Below are 14,010 nucleotides of genomic sequence, written 5' to 3' on the forward strand. Positions count from 1 at the left end.
TCCTGGGAGTTGTGAGATAGCGTAATGTATACGTCGCAAACATTATCGAGCGCGTCGCTGTGCTGAGACTGCCGCGCGGATTCTCGGGGGGCACAGTCGAGGCTCCCCGGGGCAGGAGGGTCGAACCTTCTAACGCGGGCCTCACACAGGGAATCCGTTTTCTGTGGCGCGAGGCATGCAATCGGACAAGATGGCCTCGATGCGTCGGGCCGACAGTGCGGTCACGTGATCGGGTATCAGCTGCGGCTCGACCCAATGCAGGCGACTGATTTCCGAGTCGGCTGGGTGCATGACCTTGACGAGGCTTGGCTCGGCTACACCAGCGTCATAGATGAACTCGATAGCGTCAGACCATCCCAACGCCGGAGGCATCCAGTCGATGAGACTCGGCGTGCCCGGAATGTCAAGGGGGGTTCCTAACTCCTCCCGGCATTCCCGGACGGCTCCGGCATGCGGGGATTCTATAGGTTCGACGACGCCCCCGGGCAGTTCCCAATCCGGCTTATATGTCGTCTCGCACATGAGCACCCGCCCGGCATCATCACGGAGGAGGACGTGGGAGATGACCCGTTTGGTGGGTAGAACAGAATCGAGCATCCCGGTGTGGCCGGTGCGGGTATAGATCTCGTCGGTTGCCAGTCGGGAATAGATGTGTTCGTCTATCCAGCCGTTTTCACGCACGCGCGCCTGGCGCAGCCGACCCTCGCGACGATACCCAGCATGGTGCAAGGCGTGGATGACCTCATCGTCATCGACGGCCACCCGTGCCTCGAGACGACGCACGTCGTGCCCGATGATGGCGTCGTCGGACGCCAGCGAGATAGCGCGTGTCAAACCCTCCGGATATGGCGGATCATCAAGGAGTAGCCGACCGGAGTCATCTACCACCTCGACCTGGATTCTGAAATCCTCGGAACCGGATTCGTCATCGACCACGAATTATTCCTCCTGTGGCACGGTCATTGCACGCCCGGATCGCCGGGCAGGGCAGCGGTTGCTGACGGATTGTGACGTAGCCACACCGATCCCATCGGCGGAACGCACACTGTGGCAACCGCACGGAGACGATCGGGAGCTGGCAGTGGGGCGGCTACGATTTGGCCGAGATTGCCGAACTCGCCGGTGCCGTCGTACTCCAGGGAATCGGTGTTGAGGATCTCGGTCCACACCCCTTCCATCGGTAGGTCGATACGATAGTCGGTCTGCGGATTGGGAGAGAAGTTCGTGAAGCAGGCAATCGTCGATCCATCATCGGAACGGCGTAACCAGGAGAACAGGTTGTTACCGGCATCGTCGGCGTTGATCCACTCGAATCCGCGCGGATCGCTGTCGAGCTGCCACAATGCGGGGTTTTCTTTGTAAATCTTGTTAAGGTCGCGGAAGAGGCGTTTGAGACCGCCGTGTCCCCACAGGTCGGCGACAAACCACTCAAGGCTTACCGACTCGTCGAACTCGTGGCGCTGACCAAATTCCTGACCCATGAACACCAGCTGTTTGCCGGGAAAAGACCACATGTAGGAGTAGAAGGCTCGCAGGGACGCGAACTGTTGCCAGTCGTCACCGGGAATCTTGGTGATCATGGATCCTTTGCCATGCACGACCTCGTCGTGGCTAATCGGCAAGATGAAGTTCTCTGAGTATTGGTAGACCATGGCAAAGGTCATCTCGCCATGGTGGTACTGGCGGTGGAATGGGTTGAGCTCCAGATATCGCAGCGAGTCGTTCATCCAGCCCATATTCCACTTGAACCCGAACCCCAGCCCACCGTCGTCGACCGGCTTGGTGACGCCGGGGAAACTAGTGGACTCCTCAGCGATCATGAGGATGCCGGGGTGGCGCGAATACAAGTGAGAGTTGACATAGCGCAAGAAGTCAATGGCCTCTAGGTTCTCCCGGCCGCCATACTTGTTGGGCACCCACTGGCCCTCTTCGCGAGAGTAGTCCAAGTAGAGCATCGAGGCGACGGCGTCAACGCGCAGTCCGTCGGCGTGGAATTCGCTAATCCAGTACAGCGCGCTTGAGACGAGGAAAGATTTCACCTCGTTGCGACCGTAGTTGAAGATGTAGGTTCCCCAGTCCTTGTGTTCGCCCTGGCGTGGATCGGCGTGTTCGTAAAGCGCGGTGCCGTCGAAGCGCCCCAGGGCCCAGTCGTCCTTGGGAAAGTGGCCGGGAACCCAATCCATGATGACTCCGATGCCGGCCTGATGTAGCTTATCGATGAGGTAACGCAGGTCGTCGGGAGATCCGTAGCGGCTGGTGGGAGAGAAGTACCCGGTGACCTGGTATCCCCAGGAGGGAGCGAATGGGTGTTCAGCCAATGGCATGAACTCCACATGGGTATAGCCCTGCCAAGTGACATAGCTCACCAGCTGGTCAGCCAACTCTCGGTAGCTCAGCCCGTGACGCCATCCGCCCAAATGGACCTCGTAGACGCTCATCGGTTCGGCGTGAGCGCGGGAGGCCTCGCGGCGGGCGATCCACTCATCGTCATTCCATTCGTAGTGGGTTTCGTTGACGATGGAAGCATTCTGAGGAGCTTGCTCTGAATAACGGGCCATTGGGTCAACCTTTTCGTGCCAGGTACCCCACTGGTCCTGAATGCGGAACTTATAGAGGGTTCCCTCGTCGACTCCTTCGACGAAGGTGCCCCAGACTCCGGACCCCGGGATGAGGCGCATACGGTCACCAGTCCACCAGTTGAAGTCAGAGATGACCTCAACCGCCTGGGCATTTGGGGCCCACACAGCGAAGCGGGTGCCGGTGATGGGACCGCGCTCATCGTCGTCGATAGTGACGACATGGGACCCGAGCCTCTTCCACACCTCCGTGTCCCCACCAGAGTGGAACCCCTCGAGGTCCCAACCGGTGAGTCCTCCGAACTCATCGTGAGCCATGTCGTCCTCCTGGCATGTCGTTGGTGTGGCCGTCAGTTCGATAATCCAACGGGAATCCGTGGGTGAGTTTGAGCATCGTCAATCCTGCCCCATTGCTCGAATAGCCGACAGTGGAATGTCTACCCATGTCGGTCGGTTAAGGGTTTCATAGACGATTTCGTAACTAGCTTTGTCAGCCTCGTAGGCGGCCAGCAGGTCCTGTTCAGCGGTATTCGGCCAGCCATAGCCCGTCAGGAATGCCTCGCTGGCACGGCGCGCCCAGGTAAGAGTCTGCGGTGCCGTCGGCCTGGCATGAGCTGAGGTGGCGTAGGACAACGACCTCATCATCCCGGCAACATCGCTCCAGCGGGAGTCTGGTAGCCGTCGCTCGGCGAGGGGTTTGAGGGGTTCTCCCTCGAAGTCGATGATCCGCCAGCCGCCAGGTGTCAGTAGAGTTTGGCCGAGGTGAAAGTCCCCGTGGATTCGCTGGGCGGCGAGGTGGCGTCCGCGCAGCTTCTCAAACCGGGCAGTCAGCGTGCCCCGGTAGCGAGCCAGCGCTGGCGCTGTGACAACAGCGGCGTCAAGGCGGCGCACCATATCGTCGGCGACGCGCGACCCGTCGATTTCGACAGTGCTAAAAGTATGCCGCAGTGCCTCGTGAATGGTGCGTAAGCACTGTCCCAGACCGGCTACGAGGTCGGTGACGTCGACGAGATCGACTGCCTTGGCAGTGATGAGTTCCCAGCCATCCCGGGGCTGCGGCAACCTCTCAATGATCATAGCTAGATCGACCGGGATGTGTTCCTCAGCGGGGATCTGTCCGGACATAAAACCGTACAATGTGGCCACCGATGAGATCCCGGCATCGTTGAGGGCGTTATGCACGGTAATGTCAAGGTTGTCGCCGGGCTCCAGGCGGCGGAACATTTTGATGATGATGGCGTCGCCCACCATGAACGAGGTGTTCGATTGCTCACCACCGAAGCGCTTAACGAACCGAACCGGCTCAGGGGCCGCTCGACGGCGATGCAGCTGCCACGATCCATCCATGGCGATAGGAGTTCCCTCGAGGAGGATACGAGCCCAAGCAGTGAGAGCTAGTTCATCCTCAGTGGCGTCAGTGACGGTAAAAGGTTGACCGTTGACGACGATCTCCGCCAGGCCAGCAACGCGTCCTGGGCGTAATGCTAAAAGCAACTGGTAATACTCGTCGGCGGCCTGCGGATAACCGACATGTGCGATGACAGGGAGCACTTGCAGATCTTGCTCGTTGACGACGGGAGCCAACGGCAGCAGCCTAGTCAGGGAACCACACCGGCCCTTACCTGAGAACCATCGGGCTCCACTGATGTGGTCCCAGACGCGTTCCCGTACGGTGGCGTCGTCCCAAACGGTCATGACCTCTCCTCGCGGGACATTTGCAGCCATCGATAGCCATATGGCCACAACGGTACGGACAGTGTTCCGTCAGCTTTTACTGGTTGCGCGTCCTGACCATGGATGAGAGAAGAGCCCGTCACGCCCGCGAATTGTGGAAGGTGAAGGGCAACCATCCGCTCAGTATCGGAGAAATTAGCCAGGCACAGGACCGTTTCGTGCTCGTTGTGACGCAGGAAGGACATCACCGCCATGTCCGGCCCGCCTAGATCGGTGAACTCGCCGGTCCCAAAGACGGGGTGGTGGCGGCGGATACCGAGCATGGCACGCGTCCACACCAGCAAGGAGGACGGGTCGTCCATCTGGCGGGCGACATTGACGTGCTCTGGATCGTGGCCAAAGGTGCGGATGAGAGGTAGATGAAAGTCCTCTGGAAGGGCAGTGGAAAAGCCAGCCGTCTCCGAGTCATCCCACTGCATCGGGGTACGCACCCCATCACGGTCAGGCAGCCAGGGATCGTCCCCCATGCCAATCTCGTCGCCGTAGTACAGCACCGGAGAGCCGGGTAGGGACAGCAACATGGCGTTAAGTAGCCGGATCTTCGCATCGTCGTTATCGACAAGAGGGCTCAAGCGGCGACGAATGCCCAAGTTGCACCGCCACCGGGATTCAGGAGCATATTCCTCCCACATGTAGTGACGATCTTCTTCGGTCACCATTTCGAGGGTGAGTTCGTCGTGGTTGCGCAGGAAGGTCCCCCACTGGCAGCCGTCCGGGATGTGTGGAGTGTGAGCCAGGATCTCGCTAATGCACTCCCGTGAACCGCGACGCAGTCCCATGTACAGGCGTGGCATGACCGGAAAGTGGAAGGCCATCTGGCATTCGTCACCGTTGCCAAAATACTCGACGACGTCGTCAGGCCACTGGTTAGCTTCACACAGCAGGATGCGGCCTGGGTATTCTTCATCGACCATGGCGCGCAGCTGCTTGAGGATCTTGTGAGTTCCTGGCAAGTTCTCGCAGTTCGTGCCCTCGGCCTCAATGAGGTACGGGACGGCGTCGAGTCGGAATCCGTCAATACCCAAGTCCATCCAGAAGCGGACGGCGTCGAGCATTTCCTCCATAACTCGAGGCTCTTCAAAGTTGAGATCGGGTTGGTGATGGAAGAATCGGTGCCAGTAGAACTGCTTACGCTGGGAATCCCAGGACCAATTCGAGTCCTCGGTATCGCAGAAGATGATACGAGCATCGGAGTAGGCCTCGTCAGTGTCCGACCATACGTAGTAGTTACCGTAAGGACCATCCGGATCGGCGCGTGAGGACTGGAACCACGGATGGGAATCCGAGGTGTGGTTCATGACGAAGTCGATGATGACGCGAAGGCCACGGTCATGGGCTGCGTCAAGGAAAACCTTAAAGTCCTCAATGGTGCCCAGCTCCTCACGGATCCAGCGATAGTCACGAATGTCGTAACCTCCGTCATGGAGAGGAGAGTCATAGAAGGGTGGTAACCATAGGCAATCCACCCCGAGCCATTGTAGGTAATCGAGTTTTCCCGTCAGCCCTTTAAAGTCGCCAATTCCGTCACCATTGGAGTCCTTAAAGGATCGCACCAGAACCTCATAGAAGACAGCGGTGCGGAACCATTCAGTCTCGGTGCGATCGATAGAACCGACCGGGTGGATCTCATCGAGTCTGGCCTGCAACTGGGCCGAGGTCAGCCCGAGAGCCCCGGTAGGAGCCAGGGTCTCAGGGATCTCCGCGGCGGGGGTGCAGGGGACATGGGTCATGAGGTGGTCTTTCGCACATGCAGGATATGGGCGGGCTGAGCGGGGTAGAGCCTGACGAAGGCTTGCTGGCCCCACGTGAAATCGGCTCCAGTGAGCTCATCGTGGACGGTGAACGTGTCGTCATTATCGAAGCCGAGGGCAGCCATATCGAGCATGATCTGAGACTCAACACCCCATACCGGATCCAAGGAGGTAACAACGATCACAACGTCATTTCCCGCTTTCTTGGAGAACACGAAGACGTTGTCGTGTGGGGCGTGATGGATCGTAGTGTCACGCAGTTGCTGCAACGCCGGGTGAGCCCGACGGATCTCGTTGAGGCGAGTGACGAGCAGCGTGATGTTCGGCTCGGAATCGTAATCGCGGGGCCGGTACTCGTACTTCTCGGAGTGGGCGTACTCCTCGCGTCCGGGCAGCGGCTCGTGCTCGCAAATCTCAAATCCGGAGTACATGCCCCACGACGGGCTCATCGTCGCGGCTAGGATCGCGCGGATAGCGAAGCCGGCCGGATTGCCGTCATTGAGATAGATAGGGTTGATGTCTGGGGTATTGACGAAAAAGTTTGGACGGTAGAAGTGCGAGGTCTGGTGGGAGACCTCGTCGAGGTACGCTTCGAGCTCCCACTTGGTGGTGCGCCAGGTGAAATAGGAGTAACCCTGTTGGAAACCCACCTTGCCGAGGGCAGCCATCATCTCGGGACGGGTGAAGGCCTCTGCCAGGAAGATGACCTCGGGGTGACGACGATGAACCTGTTCCATGAGCCAGGCCCAGAAATTCAGGGGCTTGGTATGTGGATTATCGACGCGGAAAATCGTCACGCCGTGGGAGATCCATAACTCCAGCAGCCGCAAGCATTCCTGGTAGATACCGTCAGGGTCATTGTCGAAGTTGATCGGGTAGATGTCCTGATACTTTTTGGGTGGATTTTCTGCATAGGCGATGGTGCCATCAACGCGGGTCGTGAACCACTCCGGGTGCTGGTGTACCCACGGGTGGTCTGGGGAGGCCTGCAAGGCAAAATCTAGGGCCACCTCCATGCCTAGGTCATGAGCGTGGGCCACGAAACGGTCGAGGTCGTCGAAGGTGCCTAGGTCGGGGTGAATGGTGTCATGGCCGCCATCAGACGATCCGATGGCCCACGGCGATCCCGGATCGTCCGGACCTGGGGTCAGGGTGTTGTCCTTGCCCTTGCGGAAGGCTGTGCCAATGGGATGGATCGGCGGCAGGTAGACGACGTCGAATCCCATCGCAGCGGCGGCGTCCAGGCGCTCCCAGGAGGTGTCGAAAGTACCTGAAACCCAGTGACCGTCCGCATCGACATAAGCACCCTGAGAGCGCGGGAAAAACTCGTACCAGGACCCGTAGAGGGCCCGACGTCTCTCCACCCGCAGCGGGGCCGGGAGTGTGGGCGAGGTCAACAGCCGCGGGGCATGGACTCGCATGGCCTCGCAGAACGCGTAGGTGTTGATGACCTGTTGTAGCGAGTCGGGGGCACGGTCAAGGGTTAGGTTGGCATCGGTCTCGCGCAGAGCCGTGATCGCGTCAGTATCCCCGGATTGCTCGGCGTGCCGGACCGCCTCGTTTATGAGGGCATGGCCTTCGGCGCACACCAGTTCGACGTCGATGGCAGCGGCGAGCTTGGCATTGGCGTTGTGATGCCACGTGCCCCAGGTGTCTGACCAGCCTTCAACGTGCATAGCCCAGTCGCCTTCGATGTCAGCGGAGACTCGGGCTTTCCAGATGTCTAGTCCCCAGGGCTCGACCTGGTGCATGTCAGTGAGGTGACGGTTGCCCTCGGGATCGGTGAGAACGACACTAGCCCCGACGGCGTCGTGGCCTTCGCGGAACACATTCGCGGTGACCTCGAATTCCTCATTGACGACCGAGTAGATCGGCAGGTGGCCACTTTCGACCTCGGGACGGACGTTGTGTACAGGGATACGTCCAAATCCGCGTAGCGGGGGATATCCAGGAGAATCAATGGCGCTCGTGGCAGTGAAAAGAGCATTATTGCCAAAGGCATGCTCGGCAGCACGACGCGGTGCTGGAAATTCCGGCGGTACGGGTGATGGTTCAGGAGCAGGGGCTGACTTAGGGGAGTCGGCGGGGGAGGCAGGAGCCATCGGTTTGGGTGACGGTTCTGGGGCCGAAGGAGTGACCTGCACCTCCTCGTCGTCGGAGCCATTCTCGTCGTGACGGCGGTCTCGCCTATTGATCCTCCACACAAGTCACAGGCTACCGTGGCCCGTTTCGACGCGTCATGATTCAAGCCAGCGTCAATCTTGGATTGATCCGACTCTTCACAGGAGGAAGAAGTGCCTCTGACCATTGGATGAGGGACCCACAGCGGCGAGATCGGCGGGTGAAGGCGCGCTCACCCGCCAAGTGTGCGCTTGGCGCGTAACGGTGCAGTCAGGCCGAAAGGGGAGGCTTGCATGACGACGACGCATCTGCTCGGCAGAGTAACCGATAGTCCTGCTGGTACGGCTTCGTCGGGAATCTCCCCAGGCAGAGCTGTTGAGGCCACAACGTGCCACGATTCGCCCCATCGAACGCTCGGCAAGATGATCTCGATCGGGCGGTCACCGGCGTGAAACCAGATGAGGAAGGCCTCATTGTCGTCACTGGTGTACATACCGAGGGTGCGTCGGCTTTCGTCATGCCAGTCGTTGTTTACCATTTCCCCGCCGTGGCCGGAGAACCACGCTAGATCAGCACGGCGCGGGTACGAATCGTTCGCGTCCCCGACCGGATCGTGATGACGATACCTTGATGGACGAAGAGCGGGGTGCTCGCGACGCAGTGCCGTAATTATCTTGACGAGGTCGGTCACATCGGACCATGCTTCGGCATCCTCCCAATCTATCCACGAGATAGGGGAATCCTGGCAGTATGCATTGTTATTGCCCTGCTGGGTGCGTCCCATTTCGTCACCGGCGGTGATCATTGGTACACCGGTAGCTAATAGCAAAGTAGCGACCAGGTTGCGCACCTGACGATGCCGCAACATGACGATGGACTGATCGGTAGTCTCGCCCTCCCAACCACAGTTCCAGGCCCGGTTGTCATTAGACCCGTCGTGGTTATCCTCGCCGTTGCCTTGGTTATGCTTCATGTTGTAGGTGACCAGGTCACGCATCGTGAAGCCGTCGTGAGCGGTAATGAAGTTGACGCTGGAGGTCGGCTGACCATACAGGTCCGGTGACCCACAGAGCCTGGTTGCCAGCTCCTCGACTCCGCGAACGGCCCCACGCCAAAAGTCACGGACATAATTGCGGAAACGGTCGTTCCACTCGCTCCAATGTGGCCCCCAGGCACCTACCTGATAGCCATATGGGCCGAGGTCCCAGGGCTCAGCAATGTGCTTGACCTTGTTGAGAATCGGATCTTCGACCAGAGCTTGTTTAAATAGGTGGTTCTGATCGACCCCATGGGACTTATCGCGGATGAGGGTGGTGGCAAGGTCGTAACGGAACCCGTCAACACCCATCTCGGTGACCCAGTAGCGCAAAGAGTCGAGGACCATGGCGAGGACCTCCGGATGAGAGGTGTCCACAGAATTGCCACAGCCGGTAACGTCATAGTCATTGCGGTGATCGTTGGTGAGGCGGTAATAAGACTCGTGATCGATGCCGCGGAAAGACAGAGTCGGTCCTTCATGGCCGCCCTCACCAGTGTGGTTGTAGACGACATCGAGGAAAACCTCGATGCCGGCCTCGTGGAAAGACGTCACCATGTCCTTGAACTCGCGCACCTGGGTTCCCATCGAGCCGACGGAGCAGTAGGCAGCATGCGGCGCAAAGAAACCCAGGGTGTTGTAACCCCAGTAATTGGATAAGCCGCGCCCAACGATGAATGGCTCGGAGACGAACTGCTGGACGGGTAGTAGTTCGATGGCTGTTACTCCGATTGACTTGAGGTGTTCGATAACAGCCGGATAGGCAAGCCCGGCATAGGTGCCGCGCAGGTGTTCAGGAACGAGGGGGTGCAGGCGGGTGTAGCCCTTGACATGGGTCTCATAGATGACCGATTCGCTGATGTCGTGGCGGCGCGCAATAGGCGTAGGCGGGCCGGGATCGTCAATGACGACGGCGAGCGGGACCGACGTCGCATCGTCGGTCAGGTCAGGCTCGTAGTTGGATTCCGGCGTGTGGTCCATAATCGGGCCGTGATAATCGACTCCTGCCGTGATGGCCCTGGCATAAGGGTCGAGCAATAGCTTGGCAGGGTTGAACCTCATGCCGCGGTCAGGATCCCACGGCCCGTGGACTCGGTACCCATAGCGCTGACCGGCCTGGACGTCGGAGACCTCAACAGTCCAGACACCGTGCTCGTCCCTGGTCATGTCGTGGTTAACCTGTGACCCGTCATCCGCCACGAGGGCCAACTCGACACGCTCCGCGCGAGGCGCCCACAACCCAAAGCGGCAGCCGCCGTCAATGAGGGTCGAGCCCAAGGCGCTGGTGTCGAATGGCGCCGTGTTGGTGTCGGTCACAATAGGGGCCTTTCGTCGGGGATAATGGCCGGAACATTAACGGGCTGACGTCACAGTTTAATCTGGTTGGTCGTAGCGTCCGTAAGGGCGATGATGCGCGCCTTCCACGTCTTGCTGTTGGGCAGTAGCGTCGAGGAGTCGCCAGGAAGGACAGGTATGTCGCAGCTGAAGCCCGGATCAGTACACCACGACCGCGCCTACTTCGACCATGCGGCAACATCCCCACTACGCCGCGAGGCACGTGAGGCAATGGCATGTACGGTACCGGGCAACCCTGGCGCCATTCACGGTTCAGGCCGTGCAGCGCGGGCACTTCTAGAGGATGCCCGCGAGGAGATCGCCAGCCTGCTAGGGGTCGGTCCGCTTGAGATTGTGTTCACCAGTGGAGGAACCGAGTCGGACATGCTTGCGGTGATGGGAGCTGTTCGCGACGGCCACGCGCTGGTGTCAGCAGTTGAACATCCAGCCGTCGGCGGTCTGGTCTCCCCGTGGCTTCTTGGCAAGCGATGTGAATTGCTACCGGTGAACCATGCCGGGCTTGTCGACCCGGATGAGGTGGGCGGACACTCCGGCAATCTTGACGTTGTTTCCGTCATGGCTGTCAACAACGAGACCGGAGCTTGCCAGCCCGTCTCGCGGGTCGCTGAGGCGGCCCACCAGGCTGGGGCGCTCATGCATACCGACGCCGTCCAGGCCCTTGGCCACATCCCTGTTGACCTCGACGGATGGGGGGTAGACCTCGCTTCCTTCTCCGCTCACAAGATTGGTGGGCCGGTTGGGATTGGAGCACTCTGGGTGAAACGGGGAGTCGAACTGCACCCCGTTTCCCCAGGGGGAGGTCAGCAGTACGGCATGCGCTCGGGAACCCAGCCGGTGGCATTGGCCTGCGGCTTCGCCGCAGCTTTACGCGCCTGTGTCGATGAGTTCGACACCATGACGGCCCGGTGGCAGTCGTGGCGGCGGCGCGTCATCGCGTGGTGTCGTCAACAGCCTGAAGTAACTGTTGACGATGCGCCCATGACTAGCCCGTCGATCATTCACCTTAGTGTTGCTGGAGCCCGCGGGACTGATCTTGTCATGCTCGCTGACCGCGATGGCATTGACCTCTCCGCCGGTTCGGCCTGCCACGCTGGAGTATCGCGCCCCTCCCCAACAATGCTTGCCATGGGGAGAGACGACGATGCTGCGTCCTCGGGATTAAGAATTTCGATGGGATATACCACCACCGATGTCGATATCGATCGTTTGCTCGTCACCTTACCCGCAACGATACGCAAGGCAAGCGGAGCCCGGTAAGTGGGCGTCAACGCTTATCATTGAGGTTCCCCCTATGCGGGGGTCAGATCAAGCCGCCACAACACTACGTCACTGTGAGAGGACACACTGTGAAGGTTCTCGCCGCTATGTCGGGAGGAGTCGACTCCGCTGTCGCAGCAGCCCGTCTCGTCGAGGCTGGGCATGACGTCACTGGGGTTCACCTGGCCTTGTCACGCAACCCGCGCTCTCATCGTGAGGGATCGCGAGGGTGCTGCTCGCTGGAAGATTCCTTCGACGCGCGGCGCGCTGCGGACCGACTGGGAATCCCCTTTTATGTATGGGATTTTTCGGACCGTTTCGTTGCGGAAGTCATTGACCCCTTCATCGCCGAATACCGGGCCGGTCGCACCCCAAATCCCTGCCTGCGCTGCAACGAGAGGATCAAGTTCGCGGCCCTGCTAGAGCGTGGGCTGGACCTCGGATACGACGCTGTGGCGACCGGCCATTACGCCCGGACGAAGGTCGTTGACGGTGTGACGAAGCTCTATCGATCAGTTGATCCGGGGAAAGACCAGTCCTACGTATTGGCGGTCCTCAACCAGGACCAGCTGTCTCACTCGCTATTCCCCCTCGGGAATTCCCTTAAAATGAATGTACGTCAGGAAGCTGCGGCGCTTGGATTATCTGTGGCTGATAAGCCTGATTCCAATGACATTTGCTTTATCCCTGATGGAGATACTCCCGGTTGGCTGTCAGAGAAAATCGGCTCGGCAGATGGTGAGATCCGTGACGAGTCCGGTGCCCTCGTCGGTCACCACAATGGCTATCACCATTTCACTATCGGCCAGCGGCGTGGTCTGCGATTGGGAGTTCCGGCTCCCGACGGCAAGCCGCGCTACGTCTTGGATATCGAGCCGGTTAACAACACCGTGGTCGTCGGAGGAGCGGAGGGGCTAACCGTGCATCATATTGAGGCCATCCGGCCGGTATGGTGTTCTAGCGAGCCTGTCGAGACTTGGCACGGTCAGGCCCAGGTCCGTGCCCACGGAGACCCGGTACCGGCCATAATTTCCGCAGTTCCCGGCGGGGTAGCCGTTGAATTAGAGGATTCTCTGCGTGGAGTCGCTCCCGGCCAGGCAGCCGTCTTTTACGACGGTGACCTTGTCGTCGGATCGGCCACCATCTGCGGTACCGACCGCGCTGGCGTAAAGGCGGAGCAAGCAGCGTGATTGCGACCGGAATTGGTTCCCTGCCAGGCACCGACATGCGCGGAAGTCTGGCGGCGATGGCGGAGACATTTGACCAGCTCATACCCTTGCCCGAGCTACCAGCACGTGGGGTAGGCGCCCACATGATTGGACGAGCAACGGCTGTGCTCGTCGACCTTCCAGTCGACCACGGTCCAGGGGGATGGCGGCTGGCTGATTCCACTGACCACGCTGCTCGATCGGCACGGTCCTGGTTGCGCAGCGACCTCGACGATCTCGAGGAAGTCCTGGCCGACAAGGAAGCCAGTGTCAAGCTCTCGTTCGCTGGGCCCCTCACCTTGGCGACCGGTCTGCACCTGAGAGCAGGGGAGTCAATCTTGGCCGACGGATCGGCGCTAGCAGACGTCACCACGAGCCTGGCTGAGGGAGTTAGTCAGCTTATAGCGGAACTGCGACGGCGGATGCCGAGGGTCACCTGGACACTGCAGATTGACGAACCTTCAGCTCCCGCAGTCCTTTCCGGCGCGGTTCCCACCCAGTCTGGCTTGTATCGCTACCCAGCTATGGCAGGTTCGACAGCGGTTCAGCTGTGGCAGACCGTCGTGTCAGGCTGCGGAGAAGCTGAGGTGGGTATGCACTGTTGCGGAGCGCCGATACCGTGGGTATTGGCGAGGAAAGCGGGATTCTCGACGATGTGGTGCGAGGTGGCCTCGCTGCTCAACCTGGATCGGGTTGCTGGGTGGGTGGAATCTGGTGCGCGCCTTGGAATGGGGGTTGTCGACACCATGCAGGTAGATAAAGTACCTCTTGTTGATCGTCTTATTGACAGGGTGCTGTGGCTGGTCAGGCGTCTCGAGATTGATCCGGCTGTGTTGAAGTCTGGCATCCTGAGCCCAGCCTGCGGTCTGGCCGGCTGGTCGCGTCATGACGCTGCCGAGGTGTGCCGCACTGTCAAGCGAGCTGGCGACCTCGTTGACGAGCAGCTAGACCAGGCGAGCAGGTAGGGTTTC

General features: G+C 59.9%; 9 protein-coding genes. 3 read left to right on the forward strand and 6 right to left on the reverse strand.

Annotated elements, in window-relative coordinates; translation table 11 throughout:
* Positions 1-141: 141 nt before the first annotated feature.
* From ACOYO3_RS06620 to glgX, 6 genes are all read right to left on the reverse strand, one after another.
* Positions 142-936 carry an NUDIX hydrolase gene (locus tag ACOYO3_RS06620; protein WP_427305820.1) on the reverse strand — a complete coding sequence of 265 codons (795 nt, stop codon included), beginning with the start codon at positions 934-936 and terminating at the stop codon, positions 142-144.
* Positions 937-959: 23 nt separating this feature from the next.
* Entirely contained in the window at positions 960-2,894 is a 1,935-nt protein-coding gene (gene glgB / locus ACOYO3_RS06625; protein ID WP_002524970.1) for a 1,4-alpha-glucan branching protein GlgB, read from the reverse strand.
* A 78-nt stretch (positions 2,895-2,972) separates the two neighbouring features.
* On the reverse strand, positions 2,973-4,271 hold the full coding sequence (locus tag ACOYO3_RS06630; protein ID WP_002524969.1) for a phosphotransferase: 1,299 nt from the start codon (positions 4,269-4,271) through the stop codon (positions 2,973-2,975).
* Positions 4,268-6,040, reverse strand: a complete 1,773-nt coding sequence (gene treS / locus ACOYO3_RS06635; protein ID WP_002523988.1) for a maltose alpha-D-glucosyltransferase — start codon at positions 6,038-6,040, stop codon at positions 4,268-4,270. The genes ACOYO3_RS06630 and treS overlap by 4 nt, the downstream gene beginning before the upstream one ends.
* Complete coding sequence (locus tag ACOYO3_RS06640) at positions 6,037-8,163, reverse strand: alpha-1,4-glucan--maltose-1-phosphate maltosyltransferase (protein WP_235693412.1); 2,127 nt, start codon at positions 8,161-8,163, stop codon at positions 6,037-6,039. The genes treS and ACOYO3_RS06640 overlap by 4 nt, the downstream gene beginning before the upstream one ends.
* A 251-nt stretch (positions 8,164-8,414) precedes the next feature.
* Positions 8,415-10,535, reverse strand: coding sequence for a glycogen debranching protein GlgX (gene glgX / locus ACOYO3_RS06645; RefSeq protein WP_002524967.1), 2,121 nt, complete (start codon positions 10,533-10,535; stop codon positions 8,415-8,417).
* Between the two features lie 90 nt (positions 10,536-10,625).
* Between glgX and ACOYO3_RS06650 the strand changes: the two genes are divergently transcribed.
* From ACOYO3_RS06650 to ACOYO3_RS06660, 3 genes are all read left to right on the forward strand, one after another.
* Positions 10,626-11,831, forward strand: a complete 1,206-nt coding sequence (locus tag ACOYO3_RS06650; RefSeq protein WP_002524966.1) for a cysteine desulfurase family protein — start codon at positions 10,626-10,628, stop codon at positions 11,829-11,831.
* Between the two features lie 89 nt (positions 11,832-11,920).
* Positions 11,921-13,021, forward strand: coding sequence for a tRNA 2-thiouridine(34) synthase MnmA (gene mnmA / locus ACOYO3_RS06655; RefSeq protein WP_002517945.1), 1,101 nt, complete (start codon positions 11,921-11,923; stop codon positions 13,019-13,021).
* Positions 13,018-14,004, forward strand: a complete 987-nt coding sequence (locus ACOYO3_RS06660; protein WP_002547829.1) for a methionine synthase — start codon at positions 13,018-13,020, stop codon at positions 14,002-14,004. Before mnmA ends, ACOYO3_RS06660 begins: the two co-directional genes overlap by 4 nt.
* The last annotated feature ends 6 nt before the right edge of the window (positions 14,005-14,010 follow it).

This window comes from Cutibacterium sp. KBN10P07758 (assembly GCF_050286205.1).
Lineage (GTDB): Bacteria > Actinomycetota > Actinomycetes > Propionibacteriales > Propionibacteriaceae > Cutibacterium > Cutibacterium acnes.